Source organism: Paenibacillus sp. J31P190 (assembly GCF_059692075.1).
On the sequence record NZ_JCAUAS010000002.1, the window covers coordinates 39,342 to 62,126 of the forward strand.

The following is a 22,785-nucleotide window of genomic DNA, read 5'->3' on the forward strand; positions in this document are numbered from 1 at the left end:
CTGGTTACTAGTCATCTTTTCTTATTTATATTTTGCCATGATCTCGGCCATCAGCTCTTTCATCCCATTCACCAATTCCGTTGGACTTTTTACGGTCGCCTCACTTCCCAAACCAAGAATAAACTTCACGAAAAACGGGATGTCACTTTTCGCTATGTTACCGTCCAGCCAACCTGTGCCATCGTTACGGATATGTAATTTAGATACCGTCCATAATTCATTCTCGCACTTCTGGACCCCTTCTTTGCTTAATTCCACAAATAAAATAACTTCTTCCTCTTCCTCTTTGCTAAGTGATTCTCTATTTCCAAGATGAACATGCCGAAGATCCATCGGTTTCGAAGCAGAAGAAACTGCCGAATGAATTCTGTCACATCGGAATACACGAATATCGCCGCGAATAAAGCAATAAGCTGGACAGTACCATAAGCCGTTGCTTGCATAGATGCCAATCGGCTGTATTTCTCTACTAGATATTCCTTCTCGTGATTCATAATCGATGAGAAGGACTTTTTGATCGATAGCCCCATCCAGCAAGATGGATAAAAAAGGGGATTCCGAATGCCTTGACGGCGTTATAAAGTCAACCCGATTCTTCATTTGATCAATACGATTCCGGACGTCTCCAGACATGTAGTTATAAAATTTACTCAATGCCGAAGAAGCTTCCGTTTTAAAAGGGAGATTGGCATAGTGCCGCAGGGCATGACAAGCAAAAAATATGGCTATGGCCTCTTCCTCAGTAAAGGCAATGGGCGGCAGGATTCTTTCATTCAACACCTGATAACCGCCATGAGGTCCCACTTCCGAGTATAAAGGAACCCCTAACTCACTTAATTCCTGTAAATCTCTTAAAATCGTTCTCGATGACACCTCAAACTCTTGGGCAAGCTCCTTGACAGTAAACTTCCGTTTTCGGTTAACGGTCATCATCAATGCCAGGAGTCGTTTTGATTTGGGCATAGCAATTCTCCGTTTTTTATATTTATGACAAGTACTGTCACTATTATAAATTATAATTGGCAGTGAGCGAAAGAATAAAAAAATTGAACCAAGGGAGCTGTTTAATCATGATTTTACAATTAACACCTTTTATTATGTTGGACGGAAATGCCAAAGAAGCTATCGATTTTTATGTACAATCATTAGACGCTAAAGTTGTCTTTATCCAAACCTTCGGAGAGAGTCCGGATTCCGATGAATTATCCATACCAGAAAATGCAAGAGATCGAATAGCACATTCGGTGCTAAAAGTCGGCCAAACAGAACTGATGGTTTCCGATATTTTTCCGGGTCAACCCCATCCCATTGGCAATCAAGTTACTATCTGTATAACAACTTCTGAAAAGGAGCAAGCTGAGCAACTATATGAAGCGTTACGACAAGACGGACAAGTGAGCTTGGAACTGCAAGAAACTCATTTCAGTCCTGCTTACGGTATGGTCATAGACAAGTTTGGTGTAGTTTTTCAGATTTTCACTGCGCGTCAACGCTAACCTATCAATTTATGGTGAGATCGAAATAACAGCCCCTTTTTTGGGGGCGAAGGACTAATCCCTCAATAAAAAATAAGGAAACCCTGACCATTTACCAGGTCTTTCGTTTACCAGCCCCTCCCAGCTACTTGGACATCTGTAACGATGTAATTCATCGTTACAAGTTGCAGCAGCGCGAGACAACCACGGCTGAGACATCTGTAACGATGTAAAACATCGTTACAAGTTGCACGCAGCGCGGATATCAGGCCTTATCTCACCTGTATTAATGGGTTGCCTCTCTGTCACCCAAAACATATAAACTCTTATCTTATAACCAAACCACTCCATTATGGAGTGGCTTTTTTATGACAGATGGACACATCACTTGCCCTGTCCGATGACAATTCACTAAATATCAGTTATTGAATATTAATGCCAATGGAGGAAATATTGTAAATAAATAACACCATTGGAAAGGTGATAAGATGCAAACAGAGCATAAGATTTTATTAACATCTGCAGAAATCGCTAACATTTGGTCTGCATATATAAATGATACATTAGCAGTTTGTACACTAGAGGTTTACTTGTCACATGTGGAAGACACAGAAATTCGTTCCGTCCTTGAATTTGCCATGCAATTATCACGAGCACACGTACAAAAATTAAAATCTTTTTTCATTGAGGAAAAACACCCTGTTCCAGACGGATTTTCAGAAAAATTAGATGTTAATTTGGAAACTCCACGCTTGTTTCTAGATGATTTTTATCTTTTTTACATACAGAATATTGGCAAAGTTGGCCTTGAATTTTATACTCTGGCTTTAGCCAATGCCGCTCGTTTGGATATGTGTGAATACTTTACCGAATGTCTAAATGAATCGGCTAGATTGCTAAATAAAGCAACAGAAATCATGTTACAAAAAGGAACTTTCATAAGAGCTCCCTTTATTCCAATTCCGAAAAAAGTTGAGTATGTCCAAAATCAAAGTTATCTTGCAGGTTTGTTTGGGCATGGCAGACCGTTAAGTGCTATTGAAATAAATCATATCTATTTTAACCTCATTCAAAATCAATTGGGTCGGTCATTGCTGATTGGATATAGTCAAGTTGCTAAGGACAAAAAGGTCCGCGATTATTTCATTCGGGGCAGGAACATTGCAGATAAACACGTTGAAATATTCGGAACATTACTAAGCAAAGAATATCTTCCATCTGCAAGTGCGTGGGATACACTACCAACAGAATCAACCGATGCACCATTTTCAGAAAAACTAATGATGTTCCATACGTCCGCGTTAAACTCGGCTGGAATTGCACATTATGGCCGAAGTCTTGGTCAAAGTCCTAGGACTGATTTAGGAGAAATTTACATTCGACTAACGGCCGAAATTTTGAATTTTGCAAAAGATGGATCAGATATCTTGATTGAGAATGGTTGGTTGGAATAACCGCCACAAGCTGCTGACAGAGACAAATTAGCAAAAGCATAGTCCAACATGATTAAAATAAAAAAACCGCCAGACACATGGTGGCGGAATCAATCAGCTACAAGGCATTGTACGTTTTTTGGGTGTCATCCATCCCAAGGAGTTCGGGAAGATTTACGACGGTATATCCGTAACCCGCTTCATATCTTTTATCATACGGTTTCGTATGCCCATAATTTGGTTGCGTATTGTTAGCGCCATAATGCGTATGTATAACTGCTTTATTGTCATACTTCGCGACCATCTCAGCAGGACCCGAAACCTCAAATTCAGCCCCGTAATTTGCTGGGTTGTTACCATACTTTCTCACATAATCCAAACTGTCAATTCGGTTTGCGTTGATATCCTCGATGAGTTGAATAAACGGCTGAACAAACGGGACAAATTCTTCCGTCATATCGTAAAATTTAACCTTAGCCTTATCATACAGAACATAGGCCAGGTAATTTTTCCATTCTGCCGTGAAGGCAGCAGCGCCAGTGACGAAATCAGACACCTTGTCCCCAGTTAATGTTATTATTTCCTCTAACCAGGCCTGCAATGGCTCGGGATCGTCCTTACAGTAATCAATCGTTTCCTGATCTGTATACGCATCAACACCCTCGTAATCAGGATAAAGCGTTGAAATCTGTGTCCGCAGCGATTCAAAATCGCTAGCTTTTGCTTTTTTCCATAACTCATTCTGAATCAGTCCGGCAATGAAGCTTTCTTTTAACTCACTGGCGTCAACTTCCGCTTCATTTAACACTTTTTTCAGTCCTGCAATCCCTTTTTTCACCTCTCCTTTTACATAAGCAGAGGTGTCTTTTTCAAGGAATTGTGCATACTCCATAAATATGACATTGGCGTCTCCGAGATCGGAGGCTTCCACATGCTTTTCATCCTCGTCACCGTTACGTTTTTTGTCACTGGAAACAAGCATTCTTTGCACGACGCCGGCATCGCTCAGCGAACTTCTTTGAATGCCTGGAGGTGAAGGCTCAGACCCCCCTTGCACATGTTGTAAGGCCTTGGCACCCATGATATCAGCTTCTTGCTCCAACCCTGCATCATCGTTGATCGCAACGTCTCCCATTTGCATCCTAGGTTTCACCTTGCCTTGCTTTTGCTGTACAACATGCCACGTTTCATGAGGGAGATGCTGGTCTTGTCCGGGTGCAACATGAATATCCGTCCCCTCCGCGTAAGCATGGGCTTGCAATTGGGCAGGCTTGGGAGAATTATAGTGGACTTTCACATCGTCCAAGGAAATCCCCGAAAGTCTCTCCACACCTGATTTCAAATCATCCGGGAGTCCTGTATGATTTGTCTTTCTCTGGACCGTTTGTGTCGGATTGGCTAGTTGGCCAGCCCGCACCATTTGGGCAACAGCCCGATTCCCTATCGTCTTATGTAAGCTATGTATATAATTTGGACTCATTTGCACTTGCGTAGAAGCTGCCAACTCGTGATCCTTTAATGTGGAAGTTTCTATTGACCTGCGCGCTAAACTTTCATTTTTCATCCTGATACCTCCCCTCGTTACACTTAAGTTGACACCATTTTATCATATTATTTGAAACAAGAATGCCACTATTTCCCTTCATCACCTTCACATTGGAGATACCCTTAGCCCGCCTGATCTTCTAATGGCGACACACATTTTTCCAATGGTAGGAGGAGTGTGATCCGGGTGCCCCTTTTGGCATCGCTCTCGAAGATAAATTGTGATTCCTTGCCGTAGTACATGATCATTCGTGTGACCACATTTCGCAGTCCGAATAGATCCTTATCCTTCTTGAAGTCCGTTGAAATACCTTCTGCCGCTAGCTTAGAAGCTTCCTCCAGTTTGCCGCAAATATAGGCGAGCCTTTCGTCATTGACCCCTACCCCGTTGTCACAAACTTCAAGCACAAGCCGATTACCTTCCAAATACGAGGAAATGAAGAGTTCTCCGCCCCCGCTCTGCTTTTCCAAACCGTGCAGCACAGCATTTTCTACAAGCGGCTGCAAGAGGAGCTTCAACACATGATAAGGAGCGCTTTCCTCGGCAATGTCGTACCGGACAGTAAAATGATCTAAGAACCTCAGCTGCTGGACTTTAATGTAATATTTCAAATGCTCGATGGTCTCCCCAACCGCAAACGTTTCGTTTCCCTTATTCAGGCTTAGCCGGAAAAATTTCGACAGATTAAGCACCATTTCGCTAATTTCATCCGCTTCATAGTTTTTGGCCGTCCAATAGATGGAATCTAGTGTGTTATAAAGAAAATGCGGGTTGATTTGCGACTGCAAAAACTTAAGCTCCATTTTGGACAGTAACAGCTGCTTCTCATAGTGGTCACGAATAAGTGTCTTCTGGTTCTCAGCCATCCGATTGAACGATTCGATCACGTATCCCAGTTCGTCCACGCGCGTATCTTCCAGTTGAATGGTGAAATTACCTGTACGGAGCTGTTTCATCCCATAAGCTAGCTTCCGCAGCGGCGCGGAAATCCCCCTATAGATGATCCAGGAAATCCAAACAGCTAGCAACAGACTAACGCCTAAAATCCCATAACTAAACACCTTTAAGGAGTCGGTATGGCTGCGTAGTTCCGCCAAGGGCTGCTCCATCATGAGCGACCAACCGGAAAACTTTGATTTCACACTGATCGTAACCATTTCCGTACCGGTTTGCTGTGACTTACGGATCGTCCTAACTTCATTCACGGTGTCCCAAACTTGGGGATGTACACTCGCACCCGTGCCCGTGATCGAGCTTCCATCGCTGCCAAACAGATAGATATTCGCATTTCTAGAGGGAAGAAGCGGTTTCGCCAACTCGATTAGAGCGCTTTTTTTGACGGAAAGCACAAGCAGATTCGGATTAATGAGTGTCCTGTTATAAGGATCCATCGTCCGAATCAGATGAACGCTGTCTGCATCGAAGTAAGATTCCCCCTCCTTCGGCGTAAAAAAAACCGTCCCCCCGCTGGATTCCATTAAACGTTGGTACCATTCCTGCTTCTCCGCGCCTTCGGGCAGCTTGCGCCCCCCCAGTTTGGTGGAAATGACGGTACGTGACGGCATATGGATGATGGAGATTTGGTCCACGATTAAATTGACCGTCGTCATGTTCGTGATTTGGTCCATCACTTGTGCAAAATGAACGAACGACTGCTTTTCCGGCTCCTGTCCGACGGACTGCAGTGTCGTGTTCATGTTCATGTCGAACGCGATCAGCGAAGAAAGCTGTTCGAGGTTCTGCAGTGTCAGGTCGATGTAATCCGTCATCGTATGCAGGGCCCCTTGTGTCCTCTCACCCGTTTGAACTTCTAAAATCGTCTGTGATTTTGAGATGGCAAAAAGACTGAAGCCGGCGAGCGGAAGCAGAATCAGTAAAAAGTACCATGTTAGCCGAATCTGAATATAACCGACCAGTATTTTGCGCACTTTAGGCAGGATTTCTTTTAACATATTGGCGATCCCTCCAATCGTGCCCTGTTACTTTCCGGCTACTTGCCGGTTTCTCGCCACCATTCGTTCACTTCTCCAGTTATTTCATCGCCGCCTGCATCCTTCCATTTCTTCACAAAGGCATCGAATTCCTCGATGGGGCTCAACCCCGCGATGATGCGTGTAAAAGTCTCTTCTTGCAGCTTGGACAGCTTGACGTAATGCTTGCCCATTGCGGGTGTCGGCGGTCCATTAAACCGATCTTCCATCAGGTTGCTTTCGATCCGCTGCAGGTTTTCGTAAAGGTGAAATTGTTCGCCGAGTCCCTCTAGCCGATCCCGCGTTATGTCCCGCTCCGCGGTATCGACCAGCGATCCATAGATACCCCGATAGCCATGCTTCGTGTGTTCGTCAAACCGGATTGAAAGCTTTCCGTTCACTCGAGTCCAAATTTCGTTCTCAAAACCAAGCTTCAGGCTTGTTTGACCGGGGCCTGCGATAAAATCGAGAAATTTGACAACGGCTTCCGCGTTTTGACTCTTGATGGGCACAACATTGTAAGAACGAACGTTTGATGTGCTGTAGACCCCGTGTTTACCATTCGGTCCGACCGGGAATTCAAGCGGGATCCATACCGCATTCGGATCGTTTTTACGGTTAGCCGCAATGTGGGTGCGTGTGTCAGACCATGCTGCGGAATATAAGCCGACCCTGCCAGTCGCAATCTTTTCGCCAAGTACATCGATTTTATTGAGCGGGAACTCCGGGTCCAGAATATTCTGGTCGTACAAGCTGCGAAGGTATAGGAGTGCTTCTTTCATTTCTGGGAGGATACCGGAGTAAACCAACTTACCATCCCGCTCATACCAAGCGTTCATTTGTACGCCGAAGGCGCCGAGAAATGGCGACGTTCTCCTGAGACGCTCCAGGATCGAGAGGCCAAAGGTATCCTTTCTACCGTTTCCATCCGGGTCTCCTTCGGCAAAGGCCTTCATCACCGTTGTAAACTCTTCGATTGTTCGCGGTGGCTGCAGGCCGAGCTTGTCCAGCCAGTCTTTTCGAGCATAAACAATTTCAGTTCCCTTCACTTCATTAAGACTGGGTATTGCATATATATGGCCATTGACAGTTACGTTGTCCCAAGCTTCTTTTGGGATTTTGGCTTTCAGATTCGCCCCATATTTCTCAATATAATCATTCAAAGGCGTGAGCGCCTTCTGATTCACGAAATTGATAAACCAAGAGGGATTGCTCGTGTTCAGCAGATCGGGAGGCTCCCCAGACGTCATAATGACGTTTAGCTTTTCATCGTATCCGTTCAGTGGCGGGAGTGTCACATTCACCTGTACGCCGATGTTTTTCTCAATGTAGCTAAGATAGGGGTTGTTATTCTCATCCATACCTTCCGGAAAGTTCATGCCCAGGCTGTTGACGATGATTCGAATGACCGGATCCTGGACAGCTTCCGAAACGTTATCTTGGTTCTTTGACCATTCCGGAAAGCTGCATCCGGCGGTAGCGAAGCAAGTGAGTAAGGCTAGAATGGCCGCGCTTTTTCTTTTCATTACTCAACCACCCCTCCAGGCATAATGAACCAGCAATCAATCGGCCAAAATCTTCTGTAGGGCTGGCATCAGCCCATCTGCCATACGCAAAAAGCCGAGGTCAGTCGGATGGACTCCGTCAACGGTACATTCATGTGCATCCTCACCCAGCAGGTTAGATCCGTCGTAAAAATAAATGTTGGCATCGCCCATCTCGCGCTGCTGCTCTACGGTTCGGAGCTGGAATTGTTTGCGTTCCGCCCGATCTTTCACCATTTGATCATGAAATTTATCCTTCGCATAGGTGATGCGCGACATTACAAGGATTGGAGTCAGCGGGTGTTTATCTCGGTAGATCGATATGAACTCGGGCAGAGTTGTCTGAAGCAGTTCAGTAGAAACGCAGTTCGCCTCATAATCCAGTATCAGGCATGCAGGGTTCGGGATGTCCGAAAGGATATGAGCGAGCTCAGGTTCTCCCTTACCGTTGCCGGAAAAGCCCAGGTTGAGAAACTCCCTGTTGATACGTCTGGAAAGTATGTTGGTATAAGCCATCCCCGGACGGTTTGCACAGCCGCCTTGCGTGATTGAGGTGCCGTAAACGATGATCTTTCCGTTATTTTCGTAAGCCGGTGGCGGAGCGATCTGCGCTTCACGTTCCAAGCCGATCCAAACTTCCTCTACGCCTTGGTAGAGTGGAAAGTTCAACGTAATGATCCGGCTCTCCCGCGCCATATCCTTAAAAATAACAGCTTCGTATTCGGCGAGTGTGTGATCATAAACCGTTGTGCCATAATATAGCTGCTCTCCTGGACCTCCAATGTAACAGTCAAACCCGCACTGCCCCGTCGCGGGCATATGATACATATTGGCAACGCCTGACAGTTTTACTTTGACAGATAGCGATGTAGCATCCGTCTCGAAGCGGATTTGACCGCCGGCGGTGCAGTTGGCCAATTGGTCTACCGCCTCTGGGAGTTTCCAATCTGGTTTTGCCGGCAGCCTGCGGTAAAGCCTTTCTTCGTGCAGCCAACCGAAACCGGCAATATGGAAGGGCTTCTCTAGCGGTGAATACCAATTAACATGATTGCCGCCGGATTGCTGAATTCGCATGTTTGCGTCCAATTGCACGGCGTTAACAGGTTGTTGTTGATTTGGCATCTAACATTCCTCCTCTACTTACTCCTTAAAATCCACTCACATTGTGGGGCTTTGTTATCCATTTTCGACTCCGATCCAGCAATCCCTTTTTTTCCATAGGCAATGGTTATTAAAGTACCAAAAGAAGTCATGGTCCTCCGCTGTGACCTCGTTCCCGCTGTATTACAATGAGGATAGCCTGAGAAATCCTGCAGGCGAGGAGGAAAAAGGAGGGAATATTTCCGTTGCCACACATGAAAAGCAACCACAACATTCAAAAATTTCATGCCGATATCGTCGTGATTGGCGGGGGAACCGGCGGCTGCGCAGCCGCGCTTGCCGCTGCCAAATCAGGCAAGACGGTGATCATGACCGAAGAAACAGACTGGATCGGCGGGCAATTAACGAGTCAGGCTGTTCCCCCAGATGAGCACCCTTGGATTGAGCAGTTCGGCTGCACACGCACGTACCGGCAGTTCCGGGATGGGGTACGTGATTATTATCGGCGCCACTTTCCCCTTACTGAAGAAGCACGGTCCCGCATTCATCTTAACCCCGGGAACGGCGGCGTTTCGCGGTTGTGCCATGAGCCACGCGCTGCATTGGCAGTTCTGCAGGAAATGCTGGCTCCTTATATTCACAGCGGGAGGCTGCAGATTCTTACCCGTCATCGCGCCCAGTCGGCTTCCGTGGACGGTGATGATGTACGAACGGTAAGGGTAAGGAATTTGCTTACCGGGGAACTCGTGGAGCTATCCGCCGCCTACTTCCTTGACGCCACGGAATGTGGAGATGTTCTGCCGCTTGCCGGGGCGGAATATGTGACTGGGGCGGAGTCCAAGAGCCAAACCGGGGAACCGCATGCCGTGGAAGGCGAAGCTCTTCCGCAGGACATGCAGGGCTTTACATACTGCTTTGCGATGGATTACATCGAAGGCGAAGACCACACCATCGAACGTCCAGAGCGCTATGATTTCTGGCGGCAGTACAAAGCCGATTTTTGGCCCGATCGCCTGCTAAGCTGGTCCGGCGTCCGCCCTCATACGCTAGAGCATGTCACTTATGAGCTTTTTGAAGGGACCGAAAAGTACTCTCTGTTCTACTATCGGCGCATCATCGACAGCAGAAACTTCGAGGAAGGCTTTTATCCTGGTAGCATTACACTGGTCAACTGGCCGCAGAATGACTACTGGCTTGGTTCGGTCATCGATGTGAGCGATGAGGAAAGAGAACGGAATCTGTGGGATGCGAAGCAGCTTAGCCTCTCCTTGCTTTACTGGCTGCAAACGGAAGCGCCTCGGCCGGACGGGGGTTTCGGCTACCCCGGGCTTCATCTGCGCAAAGACATCGTCGGCACCGAGGACGGACTGGCCATGTCTCCGTACATGCGGGAGTCACGCAGGATCAAAGCACAGTTTACCGTACTGGAACAGCATGTGAGCACAGCCTGCCGCCTCGATGGTAAAGCAGAGCAATTTGCCGATTCTGTCGGCATCGGCTGTTACCGAATTGATCTGCACCCGAGCACGGGGAACCGCCATTATATCGATATCTCTTCTCTGCCGTTCCAGATTCCACTAGGCAGCCTGATTCCGGTCCGCATAAACAATCTGCTGCCGGCATGCAAAAATCTTGGCGTCACCCATATCACAAACGGCTGCTACCGGCTCCATCCTGTTGAATGGAACATCGGTGAGGCTGCTGGCTTTCTAGCAAGCCGTTGTATCGACCGCGAACTCCTGCCCCGAGAGGTGCGCAGTATGGAGACAGAGCTTCAAAGCTTCCAGAATATGCTTATAAGCTATGGGATTGAACTCGCTTGGCCAACGATTCATTCGGTATAAAAAAATATTCAAGAGACGAGGAGTTTTTCAAATGAGTAAAGTACGTATCGCGGTCATCGGAGCCGGTTCCATTTCTGAAATGCATTTGAGGTCATACCAAAATAATCCAGACGCTGAGCTTTATGCCATCTGCGACCTGAACGAAGAACGCGCTAAGGCGAAAGCCGAAAAATACGGCATAACACGCATTTACACGGACTACAAAGAATTGCTTGCCGATCCAGGAGTCGATGCCGTCAGCATCTGTACGTGGAACAATAGCCATGCGCCGATCTCCATAGCCGCATTGGATGCCGGCAAAAACGTGCTTACCGAAAAACCGCTCTGCAAAACGGTAGACGAAGCGTTAGCCGTGGAGGAAGCAGTCCACCGCTCCGGTAAAACGCTCCAGGTCGGCTTCGTCCGCAGATATGCATCTAATACTCGTATCATCAAATCGTTTCTAGAAAACGATGAACTCGGTGAAATTTACTACGCCAAAGCTTCGTGCATTCGTCGTCTCGGTAATCCTGGCGGCTGGTTTTCCGATGTGGAACGTTCTGGCGGCGGCCCGCTGATCGATGTAGGCGTCCACGTTATCGACCTTTGCTGGTACCTGATGGGCCGACCGAAGGTGAAGTCAGTCTCCGGCAATACCTACAAAAGACTCGGCAATCGTGCCAACGTGAAAAACCTTGCCTTCTACAAGGCAGCGGACTATGACGCTTCCCACAATACCGTAGAGGATATGGCGAATGCGCTGATTCGTTTCGAGAATGGCGCCTCCATCCTTGTAGACGTAAGCTTCACGCTTCATGCGAAGGAAGACGAGCTTACCGTGAAGCTGTATGGCGACAAAGGCGGCGCTGAATTGGAACCTCAGCTATCCATCGTCACAGAGAAGTACGATACGATCTTGAATCTCACTCCGCAGATCAACAACCTGTCTTTTGATTTTGTTGCCGGGTTTCAGGATGAAATCAATTATTTCATTGAAGTATGCCAAGGCATTAAGAAAACCATTTCTCCTGTTCAAGACGGCGTTGAAATGATGAAAATTCTTTGCGGTATCTATGAATCTAGCGAAAAAGGCGAAGAAATACACTTCTAAGAAACGGTTTACGACAAACCTCAAAGTTGAACTGGTCCAAAACTAGCCCTATCAAATGAATGGAAGGATAGTGAAACCCGTTGAATAAGTCGAAATGGATGTCTTTGACCTTATTGGTCACAATGATCGTTTCCCTTTGGTCCACGACCGCTGTTGCTGCGGAGACCGTTTCTGGCTCCGCTGCCACTGCCGCTGCTCCGGCCGCCGCCGATTACATTGAAGTAGAAGCCGCTCCGGTAGATATAACCATTGATATTGAAGGTCCTCGCAAGCAAATTAATGCTGTTGATAAGGATGTAAGCGGTATTACCGATTATGTAGCTTTATTCACAACGGAATATGCACCTCAGATTACAGTTGGCAAAACTTCCGTCGGCGTTGTCGTCGATGGAGCTAACCAAGTGACTCGCGTGGTAAACCCTTCCGTGAACGGCGGAGTGCCTGTCTGGACAGGGCCTACTGACCTAGTCATCCCTCAAGGCGGTTACATCCTAGTTTCGAATGATGACAGTTGGGCGAACAAAACCTATAAGCAATATCTCGCGAAAAATTTCAAGGTCGGTGACAAAATCAAGCTGCGTAAAAACGGGGAAGTCATTCCTGTCTCTGAATTAATGACAGGACAAGGCCTCAAAGCTCGGCTTAAACTGAACAACGACGAATGGTTTACGGTAACCGAGCCGAAAACAGTAGTCACTGGCAAGCTGGAAAACCTAGAGCAGGGTATCCCCTATTCAATTCGTGTGAACCTATCCACGGCTGCGTTGCAAGCGAACGGCACCTTTCAGCTCGAGGTTGGTCTCACGGAGGGTGTCAATTATCTTGACGTCATCGCCATCAAGAACGGGACGGACAATGACCGCAAGACGCTAGTCGTGTTTTACAAAAAACAAACGGGCACCGCAAAGGAAGTCGTCCTATGGGTCGACCAAGGAACGAATATTTTCAAGCTGCAAACGCCTGAAAATGTTCACGATATGCTGACCAAGGCAAAAGACGCCGGAGTCACGGCAATTGCACTAGATGTTAAAGGTGTAGAAGGCTTCGCCAACTACAAGAAGAACGACCTGACCGGTCGTCCGCATATCTCCCAGATGACCGCGCCGACCCGTGCGGGAGCGAATCCGAACCTTGACATGCTGGAGGAGTTCATCAGGTACGGGCATCAGCTCGGCATCAAAATCCATGCAGCGTTCAACGTCTTTGCCGAGGGCTCACCTGCGCACAACGAGTATGGGCTGCTGAACCAGCACCTCGACTGGGAAGAGCATGTTTACCGTCCTGAGGATGGCGGTCAGATTCTGCGGCTGCGTGAAAGCAACTATTACAAAACGGGTAAATCACTCGTAGCTTTCGTTAACCCGGCTAATGATGACGTAAGAGCCTTTGAGTTGAAAAACATGGAAGAAGTTATCAAAAACTACGATGTTGACGGCGTCGTGCTAGACCGAACCCGCTATGACAATGAAACTGCCGACTTCAGCCCGTTAACCCGCTCGAAGTTCGAGGCGTTTCTCGCCGATCGCGGTAAACAGCTTACAAATTGGCCTGCTGACGTCTTCACTTACGTGAACAATGTCCGGCAATACGGACCGCTCATCAACGATTGGTGGGAGTTCCGCTCGCAGACGATCAAGACATTTACGGATGAAGTCCGTTTGCTTACCGATCGGTACACAGCACTGAAAGGCCATAAGATCTACTCTTCCGCCTATGTAGGCTCCTGGTTTGATTCTTACTACCTAAACGGCGTCCACTGGGGCAGCCCCAATTTCAAATACGACAGCCGTTTGCATTTCCCGGACGACAGTCTTTACACTGAGTCTTACGCACAAACCGGTTACACGGGCAACATCGATTTCCTTATGATCGGCACGTATCAAACAACACAAAAAGAAATCGAGCATCACATTACGTTGGGCAACATTGTAACGAACGGTGAAGTTCCGATGTACGCTAGTATCGCGCTGGCGAACATCCAGGATCCCCCGCTTCAGCGGTCGGTGTTCCAGGCTGGCTTGTCGCAATCGAATGGTTTGATGCTTTTCGACTATTCGCAGGTTAATTGGTCGGTTGTTAAAGCATCGCTCCAGAACGTGGAGTACGTCAAGGATTATCAGGTAGGCTCAAGTGTTCCTAGCAATCCGGAATCGTTCCTAGAAGGCGATTTGTACAATGTAAGCCGGAATGAGAATAATCTCAACGTCTATACGGATTCGTTCGGTCTAACGACAGCTACCAGCACCTTTGGTGTCGAAGCGATCGTAGACAGCACCGGTAAAGTCACTAAGGTCGTTAACCAACAACAGGCGCTTAGTTGGAACTGGACGAATATGTCACCCAATAACAGCGTTATTCCGCAGGGCGGCTTCGTGATCTCTGCTCTGGATGCTTCAGGCGTTCGGACGAGACGGCAGCTGGTCGCCAAAACATACAAGGTCGGTGATGCTGTCAGATCGGCCGTGCTGCGCGGTCACCTTTCCTATGCAAACGTTAGCACACCGCTGAAGAATCTCGAGATCAAAGGCAATGTTGAAGTGCTTGGGCCAGGTACGGCTGATGTTCGTTTAAATGGCGTTCCCGCTGCGCTGGCTAGCAACGGAGACTTTAGCGGTATGGTCCCACTGGAAGTTGGTTCCAATCCCGTAAAAATCTCCGTTTACGTAGACGGCCGCAAAACGAACGAAAAAACCGTAAACATAACGCGTACGGCTCCTGTCATCACAGGCATTGAGCTTGATTCTGCCGCCTACCGTCTAGTGGCAGGCGACAAGCATGTAACTGTCACAACAGCCGTCTACTCGGACGAGACGAGAGCCGTAGTAACCGGTGCTGTGTTCAGCTCCAGCAATCCTGAGACAGCAGCCGTTGCCGCAGACGGAACGGTTACCGCGCTGAAGGCCGGAACTGCGGAAATCATTGCTGTATATGAAGGAAAAACAGCCAAATCAGTTGTTACTGTCGTCGAACTGGCAAGCATTACTTTTGAAGAGAATAAACACAGTCTCGTGAAAGGTGAGACCTTCCAAGCACCGCTCAAAGCAACTTACTCAGATGGCACAATGGGTTACATTACCCAAGGGGCGACATTCATCTCTTCGCTCGATAAAGTTGCAACTATAGCTGCAGACGGCACTATCACAGCTGTGAAGCCTGGATCCGCAACCATTACTGCCTCTTATCGTGGCAAACAATCGGAGATTAAGATCAAGGTATTCAATACGCACAAAGAAAAGATCGAAGATAAAGAGAATGATGATGGCGTGTACGACGATGCAGCGAATGATAATAGAGAGAATGAAGTTGGAGATATGGGTTAAGGTTTGACAACGGATAACATCACATGTTCAGAAAAAAGGGCTGTCCCAAAAGTGCTCGCATGATTGAGCATGTCCCAAATTTAAACAAAAGAACCTCCAATTCCACTAAAGTGGGAGATGGAGGTTCTTTTTACATATGAATCTGCTTCTAAGTGGGGGCTCAAAAATCATAAATTGACTTTTCGGACAGCCTCTTTTTGGAGCAGATTCAAATAGGCCTATTGGTTAGAATTGTGCTTGCGCGTTGGTTCTCACGAGGAACTCCCCCATCACTTGGTTACGATGACCTGCGGAACGTCAGTACCTTATTTTCGGCCAAAAGGCTCAAATTGGAGTCTTCGCGGAATGAGAATACCTTATTTCTTCAAAATGCGGGCATTTAGTTGTATTCTTGCGAAATAGAGGATCGTCGTTCCGTTTGACCACAATATCGGCCTTTTACAGCACTTTAGCGCATCGTCGTTCCGCTTCCCTCATGAAATCAACAGTTCGTTCCGCTTTCAGACCTCCGGTCAACTTGCCAAAGTCATATGCTCCATTCAATCCAGGCTAGGGAGCTGTTATGCTGACAAAATAGTTCCACACCGGATTACACGCTTAATACACGCTTATTACCCGCGCAACTTAAAGCTCCCATCGCCGTTTACGGCAGCTCCAACCACTGATATGGCGTATTCGCCGCCTTACTTCCAAATTCCAGAATCGTTGCAATCGCAATCGTTTCTGCCTGCGGAACAGGCGGCTTACCCGTCTCGAAAAAACCGATAAGATTCTCAATAAACGCCCCAAAGAAATCCGACTCGATCTTTAGAAACTTCGATGACCCCGCTCCATAACGGAGCGCCATGCTGAACGGACATTCCCATCCATATAGGTTGATCGTTGCTTGGCGACCGTCCGCATACCCGATTAGCAGCGCTGGTGTGTTTGCCGTTCCCGTCCACATCACTCGTTTGACATCCGTCCCCATTACCGAGACGATCGGTTCCACTTGATGGATCGAATAGTTCTCAAATTGTCCCGGTCCTAGGCTGCAAATGGACTCTATTCCTTGTTTTTCTAGTCCTATATACTCTGAAGCGAACCGTAGAGCTGAAGTCGAGTACATGGGGGTCTCATGCTTGTCTGCGAGTTCGAACATCCGCAAGGCCGCTGCCCGGTTAGGCGCGAACGTTTTATCAATGTAGGTAGGCTTGCCCGACCGAAGTGGAATGAGTGACAATTCCTCATGGTACTCCGGATGATCCGGTGACAGAACAAGCAAATAGTCACTCTGCTCCACAACCGCCTCGATCGAGTCAAGAAGCTGGATTCCCTTCTTCTCGCTCCATTCCGCATTGCTAAGCTTTCCTTCGATATTAGACTTGCCATAAGCGTACGCGACCTTCATGCTGCCACTCGATGCCTTTTCAATCCAACCAGGATATTTCTCCGCATGCCACTCGTCTAGGAAATAGTCAATAAATCCGATCTTTTTCATCCTTTTCTCACTCCCTCAGAGAAATAAAACCCCCACGGCGTGAACCGCAGGGGAATATTGCGCTTAAAATTACTTCTTGTTCGCTGCGTACCATTCGTTGACAGCTTTCGTCATTTCGTCTCCGCCATCTGTTTTCCACTGTGCTAGGAATTTATCATAATTTTCGAGCTGCTCTGCACCTGTAATGTACTTAAGGAAGGTGTCTTCCATCAACTTCTGCAGTTTTAAATTGTATTTACCGATTGCTTCAAGCGGAGGTGCAAAAGAGAGCGGATCTACGACGATGTTGCCTTTGGCAGCTTCCTGATTTTTGTTAAATGCATCGGTCAGGATAGGATCTTTACGAACGCGCGCCTGCCAGTAGATCGGGTAGTTTTTCTCATCCACGCCAGTGAGAAACGAAGAAGCGTTATTATACTGGTCGTTGAAAATCGGCAGAATCGGGAAGTAGTTGCCGTTTTCCACCTTGTGGTGAACGCCTTCTTTGCCGATCGTCGCTTCCTTGTGAATGTCTTTGTCGAGCTTCAAATCCAGGTATTTGATAATCTCTTCCTTGTTTTCGGCCCATTTCGGTATACCTACGTAATAACTGATACCTGCGGAACCCATAACTTGTACTTTGCCATCATCGCCTTTCAGGTAAGGAAGGCTTGCGATTTTGGCGTTAGGCGTGTTTTTCAGAAGTGCATTTTGTACAGTAGGCGCGTTGAAGTAGCCGTTTGAGATCATAGCCGCTTTGCCGCTCGTGAAGTTCTCGATGACTTTGTTCGCCTGATTGAGAGACCATTCCTGGTCAATCAATTTCTCCGAATAAAGCTTCTTTATGAACTCTAAATATTTTTTCATGTTCGGATTTTCTACCACATTGACCAGTTTTCCGTTAACATCCTGCCAGCCGGTCGTTGCGGTAGATTGAACCAGCGTGAGACCGAAGGTCGGCATGATTTCAGGCACGAGCGGAGATTTACCGCCGGACAACGCCATGACATTCTTCTTCTCTTTGATTGTCTTCATCATGTTGTACAGCTCATCGCGTGTTGTCGGGGCCTTAAGTCCGAGCTCATCCATCCAATCCTGGCGCACGATCAGCGCTGTGTTGACGATCGTACCCGATCCGGTCTGTGGAATACCGTAAATTTTACCGTTCAGCTTCGCCCCGTTCCAAGAGTTTTGGGAAATAACGTTCTTCATGTTCGTGCCATATTTATTCACCAACTCATCAATCGGCTCCAACGCGCCGGAAGATGAGAGTCTGGAATACTGTGGGCCACTGAGCAGCATGAAGCTGTATTTCTCCTTGTTGGCCATGAGCAGATTAAGCTTATCGTCTGGGTTCTCGACCGGCAGCATGTCGTAGGTAACTTTGTAACCGGTTTTTTCGTTCAGGAACTTCGCCACGACTTCAGCATTGGGATCAAAACGCGCATATTGCAGCAGCGCCTTGAATTCTGGCTTCGGCTTGCTGGTATCTACAGTTGCGACTGGAGCTGTGGATGCAGACGGTGCTGTGGTACTGCCTGCCGTTTGGCCGCTTCCGCCACAAGCAGTGATAGACGCTGCCAAAGTCGAGATGGACATCAGAGCTAAAAATTTTTTTACCATGAAAGAGCCTCCCTTTTTCATTCTTTGAGTATGGAGAAGTGCGTAAATCCAAATTTCATGGAACCATCTTTGAGCCTGCCCACCACCACCCTTCAAGTTTTGATTGTCAGATTCAGCCTTTTACGGAGCCGACCAGAACACCCTTTACGAAATATTTTTGAAGGAACGGATACACGAATATGATCGGCAGCGTCGCCAGAATGATGGAAGCCGCTTGGATCGACTGCGGTGAAACGTTCAACGATGCGTCAACATTGGTCCGCATGAAGGCATCCGTCGAAGAGACGAACAATTCCTTTAAATAAAGCTGCAGCGGCTTCATTTCTACTGAGTTGATATAGATAAGCGACGTAAAGTAATCATTCCAGAACGTAACCGCGTAGAACAATGCGATGGTCGCCAACACTGGCATAGACAGCGGCAAAATGATGCGCACAAGGATCATCATATTGCTGGCGCCATCCATTTTCGCCGATTCTTCAAGGCTGTCAGGCAGGCTTTCGAAATAGCTTTTGACAATGAGCATGTTGTACACGTTAATCATTAATGGCAGGAAGAGCACCGGCAGTTTATCGATAAGATTGAGTTCGTGCATAAGCAGGTAAGTCGGGATCAATCCACCGCTGAACAGCATTGTAAACAGGTACATGATGATAAAAAACTTGCGTCCCCGCAGCCTCGGCTTGGAAAGCGGATAAGCGGCTAACGTCGTCATGAATAAAGCGAGCAGTGAACCAACCAGCGTCACCGTAATGGAAACCATAAACGCATTCAGGAATAAGGAATTGCTCGCCACATACTTGTAAGTCCCTACCTGAAAATCGATCGGGTACAAGGTAACCATCCCCGAAACGACCGCTGCCTCGCTGCTAAGCGATTTGGCGATGAGATTGACGAACGGGAAGATGGTGGAAAGTCCCATCAGGATAAAGAAAATATGATTGACCACTGTGAAGATTTTTTCGCCACGGGATGTTGGGATGGCTCCAGACCTTCTGACGGCAGGTGATAGTAAGGTGCCTTTTGTATGCATAGCTGATCCTCCTTTATTCGCCGTTTACCAGATACCTCGTCCGAAAAACTTACGGGCCAATCCGTTACCCGTTAAGATCAAAATAAACGCAACCACAGATTCGAATACTCCAACGGCAGTTGAGAAGCTGTAATCCTGTTCACCAAGACCTATGCGATAAACAAAGGTGCCAATAACATCTGCAACGTTATATACGCTTGGGTTATACATAACGAGAATTTGTTCAGTTCCCGCTTCGAGCACATAGCCGAGACGAAGAATGAACATGAGCAGGATAATCGGAATCAGACCAGGCAGTGTAATATGTATGATTTGCTTCCATTTATTAGCGCCATCTATTTTGGCCGCTTCGTACAAGCCGGGATCGATACCGGCCAAAGCCGCCAAGTATATGATCGTGTTCCAGCCGGTCTCCTTCCAGCCTGCCGTGCTGATGAGAACCGAGAGGAAAATGTGGCTGTCCAGGAAAAAGCGGATCGGTTCGCCGCCCATGGCGACGATTATTTTGTTGACGATACCGCCGTTCGTGGAAAGCAGATCAATGAACAAGCCGCTGACGATAACCCAAGACAGGAAGTGAGGCAGGTAAACGACGGTTTGTATGCTTTTTTTGAACGCCATGTTCTTCAATTCGTTAAGCAAAATGGCGACCACAATCGGGAGCGGAAAGAGAAATACGATTTTGTAAACTGAAATGATCAAGGTATTCTGGAAAACTTGCAAAAAACTAGCGGAGGAAATCAATTTATCGAAATGCTTCCACCCGACCCATGGACTTGCGGCCATACCATCGAAAATATTGAAATCCTTGAAAGCAATGATAATCCCGTACATCGGTGTGTACTTAAACAGCAGTAGAAATGCGATGCCAGGGATGAGTGCGAGATACAAATCCCAATCTTTCCTAATATCGATCCACAATTGTCGTCTATAGCTCTTTTTACCATTTTTCTTTGTAAATATGATAGTTTCCGTCGTAGTGGTCGTTTCTCGCAAGGTGTCTCCTCCTTCTTACCTGTCTTTCTTAGATTTAGTTTATCACCCACCGTTTTTTTGCGAATTAGAGGAATATTACTTGTTTTGGTACTTTCATAACTTCTCGCTTCTGACATATGAAAAAACCTTCCCAGATCAACTGAGAAGGCTGCCAAACGGCTTGCAAGGAATTCAATGACGAACTTCCCCGGGCGTCACGCCCCAATATTTGCGGAATACTCTTGTAAAATAGCTCACATCCCTATACCCGACTCCAGAAGCGGCGTCATATACCCGTGCTCCCTCCTGCAGGAATGCCTTGGCCCGCTCCATTTTACGTTCCAGTACATAGGTGGAGAAGGCTTTTCCTGTTTCTTGTTTGAAGAGACGGCTTAGGTAGGAAGAGTTAACATACAACCGATCAGCGACAGCATGCAGCGTCATTTCCTGATCAATTTCATTTTCGACCAGACTTAATATGGTCTTAATCATGCCATGACTCGTCGATTTTCGCCTCTGGCTGGCATAGGTTAAATACGCCCTAATCATCCGTTGCAGCCAAAATAGAATTTGTTCCTTTGCGGCCAGATCCAAGTGATTGTGGAAATAAACGTAATCCTCACCGGCCACTTCCCGCACTGGCCAGCCCTGCTTCTGGATCATGCAAATAAAGAGGCTAGTGAAATAAAGGATGTGCTCATGCATGTCTTCAACCGTTTCCGCTTTGGCCATACCGCCGTCCCAGAGGGCTGTTAACGTTTCGATCGCTTTGTCACCTTCCCCTGTTTCTAGAGCGATTTCCAGTGCTTTCTCCAGGTTTGGTTGAAATGACAGCTCAGGTTCTCTCCCCTGCTCTTCCCGGTATGGGATCGCCAGATCATAGCCCAGTACGATCCGATTCTGTAACGCACGAACCGCCTGAATATACAACTTGTTCATATCCTCTTGGCCGCCTGTTATCCCGCTAATCCCTGCGCTTGCACTTAGCCTAAGGCAGCTTCGTACAGTTAACAGCAGTTTTTCGGTCACTGCATTGACTTTCTGTAGGGCTACTCCAGCCTCTTCATTTCCATCAAGTTGGAACACAACGACCGTGCAGCCCGCATAATCGGTAGACACCCAACAAGGAGTGGCCAGCAATGTTTCCTTCACGATACTGCTGAGCGAAAATTGTAGCAGCGAAATATCTTTCTTACTGAATCGGGTTTCATCCTCCGACAATGGGTCCATATCGACTACGGCAACAGCATATACGGCATCTTTTTGTAAATCCAGTTGGAGATCCTTGCTTTTCTGTTCAAGCTCCCAAGGTTCGTACTTCCCGTTCAGCCACCCCTGGAAAAATTCATTGATCAGCTGCGGAAGATGCAGCTTCCATTTATGCTTTAGCTCATCCTCGTTATGGCGCTGCTCCAGCTCATTTTTCAACCGATTGGCCGCTTCAAGCACCGTCTCCAAAATCTCCTCGTCCCCTGCCGGTTTTAACAAATATTTCATAACACCAAGCCCCAATGCCTCTTGAGCGTATGCGAAATCGTCATGTCCGCTGAGAACAATGATTTTCAACAAAGGGTCGGCTTGGCGAAGTTGTCTTGCTAAAGTCAGTCCGTCCATCTCCGGCATCTGCAGGTCCAGCAAGATAATCTCAGGCTTTTTACGGTCGATCAGCCGCAGCGCTTCCATTCCGTTTCCAGCCTGCCCGACGACTTCTATTCCGTGCTTATCCCAGGGAATGTTGTTAGCTAGTGCGTTTCTGAGTCGGATTTCATCTTCCACAATTAATAAATTCATAGTCGGAATCTCCTTGATGGATAAGATGTATTCAGAACCCATTCGCTCATGGCATGTTACTTTCCTGCCTTGGTCTTACTTGTAACTAACCCAACCGCTCCTCACATCCCTTTGCAATGAGCCAAGAGCGTAATCCACTATGTTGTGTGTTTGGTATAGAAATTATCATATCTGCGGCGGACTTGATAGGGGACAGTGGTTACTTTCTTTGGTATTTTGACATGAAAAAAAATCTCCTGGAGATTCAACCCTCTCCAAGAGACTTCTTTTTTTTTTAGTGATCACAGATAGGCTTTACGATTACTCTCTCAACGCTTCTTTCAATTTCGTAGACATGCTATCCATGGAGCCCGAAGATGGACGCTTAACTCCGCGCAGTTTCGCGATTTCTTGTTTCAATCTCTCGTTTTCTAATGTTAATTTTTTGATCTGATCTAGGAGCTGTTCCTTTTCCGAGCCTTCATTATTTTCCAACTGTACCCCGCCCTTTCTTCCGGATAAAAATGCCCCTCGCCACAAGCAGATCATCACGTCGGATTCACTCCATGCGTCAAAGGGACTTATATAGGGATCTTTGGTCG

At 47.2% G+C, this 22,785-nt stretch carries 16 protein-coding genes; 5 read left to right on the plus strand and 11 right to left on the minus strand.

The window, feature by feature from the left end; translation table 11 throughout:
* Positions 1-21: 21 nt before the first annotated feature.
* The gene (locus AC58U0_RS03740) at positions 22-963 is read right to left on the minus strand and encodes a helix-turn-helix transcriptional regulator (RefSeq protein WP_497377722.1); all 942 of its coding nucleotides are present in this window, start codon (positions 961-963) and stop codon (positions 22-24) included.
* 107 nt (positions 964-1,070) lie between these two features.
* Between AC58U0_RS03740 and AC58U0_RS03745 the strand changes: the two genes are divergently transcribed.
* Positions 1,071-1,496: a VOC family protein gene (locus AC58U0_RS03745; protein WP_497377723.1), complete on the plus strand. Its 426-nt coding sequence runs from the start codon at positions 1,071-1,073 to the stop codon at positions 1,494-1,496.
* A 467-nt stretch (positions 1,497-1,963) separates the two neighbouring features.
* A complete protein-coding gene (locus AC58U0_RS03750; protein WP_497377724.1) occupies positions 1,964-2,929 on the plus strand; it encodes a DUF3231 family protein in 966 nt (321 codons plus the stop codon).
* Positions 2,930-3,026: 97 nt separating this feature from the next.
* Here AC58U0_RS03750 and AC58U0_RS03755 read toward each other — a convergent pair whose 3' ends face one another.
* The 4 genes from AC58U0_RS03755 to AC58U0_RS03770 form a co-directional block, all read right to left on the minus strand.
* Positions 3,027-4,472 (minus strand): eCIS core domain-containing protein, encoded by a 1,446-nt coding sequence (locus AC58U0_RS03755; RefSeq protein WP_497377725.1) that lies wholly within the window; start codon positions 4,470-4,472, stop codon positions 3,027-3,029.
* Positions 4,473-4,576: 104 nt separating this feature from the next.
* A complete protein-coding gene (locus AC58U0_RS03760) occupies positions 4,577-6,406 on the minus strand; it encodes a cache domain-containing sensor histidine kinase (protein ID WP_497377726.1) in 1,830 nt (609 codons plus the stop codon).
* Between the two features lie 38 nt (positions 6,407-6,444).
* Positions 6,445-7,950: an extracellular solute-binding protein gene (locus AC58U0_RS03765; RefSeq protein WP_497377727.1), complete on the minus strand. Its 1,506-nt coding sequence runs from the start codon at positions 7,948-7,950 to the stop codon at positions 6,445-6,447.
* 36 nt (positions 7,951-7,986) lie between these two features.
* Positions 7,987-9,090 (minus strand): SGNH/GDSL hydrolase family protein, encoded by a 1,104-nt coding sequence (locus tag AC58U0_RS03770; RefSeq protein ID WP_497377728.1) that lies wholly within the window; start codon positions 9,088-9,090, stop codon positions 7,987-7,989.
* 233 nt (positions 9,091-9,323) lie between these two features.
* Between AC58U0_RS03770 and AC58U0_RS03775 the strand changes: the two genes are divergently transcribed.
* The 3 genes from AC58U0_RS03775 (at position 9,324) to AC58U0_RS03785 (ending at position 15,323) form a co-directional block, all read left to right on the plus strand.
* Positions 9,324-10,913: an FAD-dependent oxidoreductase gene (locus tag AC58U0_RS03775; protein ID WP_497378239.1), complete on the plus strand. Its 1,590-nt coding sequence runs from the start codon at positions 9,324-9,326 to the stop codon at positions 10,911-10,913.
* Positions 10,914-10,944: 31 nt separating this feature from the next.
* Positions 10,945-12,003, plus strand: coding sequence for a Gfo/Idh/MocA family protein (locus tag AC58U0_RS03780; RefSeq protein WP_497377729.1), 1,059 nt, complete (start codon positions 10,945-10,947; stop codon positions 12,001-12,003).
* 80 nt (positions 12,004-12,083) lie between these two features.
* Positions 12,084-15,323 (plus strand): Ig-like domain-containing protein, encoded by a 3,240-nt coding sequence (locus tag AC58U0_RS03785; protein ID WP_497377730.1) that lies wholly within the window; start codon positions 12,084-12,086, stop codon positions 15,321-15,323.
* A gap of 643 nt (positions 15,324-15,966) precedes the next feature.
* On the opposite strand, the gene AC58U0_RS03790 is transcribed toward AC58U0_RS03785, so the two are convergent.
* The 6 genes from AC58U0_RS03790 to AC58U0_RS03815 all read right to left on the minus strand — a co-directional run bounded on the left by AC58U0_RS03790 (position 15,967) and on the right by AC58U0_RS03815 (position 22,735).
* Positions 15,967-16,803, minus strand: coding sequence for a Gfo/Idh/MocA family oxidoreductase (locus AC58U0_RS03790; RefSeq protein WP_497377731.1), 837 nt, complete (start codon positions 16,801-16,803; stop codon positions 15,967-15,969).
* A gap of 69 nt (positions 16,804-16,872) precedes the next feature.
* Positions 16,873-18,405, minus strand: a complete 1,533-nt coding sequence (locus AC58U0_RS03795) for a type 2 periplasmic-binding domain-containing protein (protein ID WP_497377732.1) — start codon at positions 18,403-18,405, stop codon at positions 16,873-16,875.
* 112 nt (positions 18,406-18,517) lie between these two features.
* Positions 18,518-19,438, minus strand: a complete 921-nt coding sequence (locus AC58U0_RS03800; RefSeq protein ID WP_497377733.1) for a carbohydrate ABC transporter permease — start codon at positions 19,436-19,438, stop codon at positions 18,518-18,520.
* 24 nt (positions 19,439-19,462) lie between these two features.
* Positions 19,463-20,434 (minus strand): ABC transporter permease, encoded by a 972-nt coding sequence (locus tag AC58U0_RS03805; RefSeq protein ID WP_497377734.1) that lies wholly within the window; start codon positions 20,432-20,434, stop codon positions 19,463-19,465.
* Positions 20,435-20,605: 171 nt separating this feature from the next.
* Positions 20,606-22,204, minus strand: coding sequence for a response regulator (locus AC58U0_RS03810; protein ID WP_497377735.1), 1,599 nt, complete (start codon positions 22,202-22,204; stop codon positions 20,606-20,608).
* 300 nt (positions 22,205-22,504) lie between these two features.
* Positions 22,505-22,735, minus strand: a complete 231-nt coding sequence (locus AC58U0_RS03815) for a hypothetical protein (RefSeq protein WP_497377736.1) — start codon at positions 22,733-22,735, stop codon at positions 22,505-22,507.
* Positions 22,736-22,785 lie beyond the last annotated feature (50 nt).

Excerpts from the sequence above, each read along its gene's own strand:
- AC58U0_RS03740 (WP_497377722.1), bottom strand. The coding sequence starts at position 963 with ATGCCCAAATCAAAACGACTCCTGGCATTGATGATGACCGTTAACCGA.
- AC58U0_RS03745 (WP_497377723.1), top strand. The coding sequence starts at position 1,071 with ATGATTTTACAATTAACACCTTTTATTATGTTGGACGGAAATGCCAAA.
- AC58U0_RS03750 (WP_497377724.1), top strand. The coding sequence starts at position 1,964 with ATGCAAACAGAGCATAAGATTTTATTAACATCTGCAGAAATCGCTAAC.
- AC58U0_RS03755 (WP_497377725.1), bottom strand. The coding sequence starts at position 4,472 with ATGAAAAATGAAAGTTTAGCGCGCAGGTCAATAGAAACTTCCACATTA.
- AC58U0_RS03760 (WP_497377726.1), bottom strand. The coding sequence starts at position 6,406 with ATGTTAAAAGAAATCCTGCCTAAAGTGCGCAAAATACTGGTCGGTTAT.
- AC58U0_RS03765 (WP_497377727.1), bottom strand. The coding sequence starts at position 7,950 with ATGAAAAGAAAAAGCGCGGCCATTCTAGCCTTACTCACTTGCTTCGCT.
- AC58U0_RS03770 (WP_497377728.1), bottom strand. The coding sequence starts at position 9,090 with ATGCCAAATCAACAACAACCTGTTAACGCCGTGCAATTGGACGCAAAC.
- AC58U0_RS03775 (WP_497378239.1), top strand. The coding sequence starts at position 9,324 with ATGAAAAGCAACCACAACATTCAAAAATTTCATGCCGATATCGTCGTG.
- AC58U0_RS03780 (WP_497377729.1), top strand. The coding sequence starts at position 10,945 with ATGAGTAAAGTACGTATCGCGGTCATCGGAGCCGGTTCCATTTCTGAA.
- AC58U0_RS03790 (WP_497377731.1), bottom strand. The coding sequence starts at position 16,803 with ATGAAAAAGATCGGATTTATTGACTATTTCCTAGACGAGTGGCATGCG.
- AC58U0_RS03795 (WP_497377732.1), bottom strand. The coding sequence starts at position 18,405 with ATGGTAAAAAAATTTTTAGCTCTGATGTCCATCTCGACTTTGGCAGCG.
- AC58U0_RS03800 (WP_497377733.1), bottom strand. The coding sequence starts at position 19,438 with ATGCATACAAAAGGCACCTTACTATCACCTGCCGTCAGAAGGTCTGGA.
- AC58U0_RS03810 (WP_497377735.1), bottom strand. The coding sequence starts at position 22,204 with ATGAATTTATTAATTGTGGAAGATGAAATCCGACTCAGAAACGCACTA.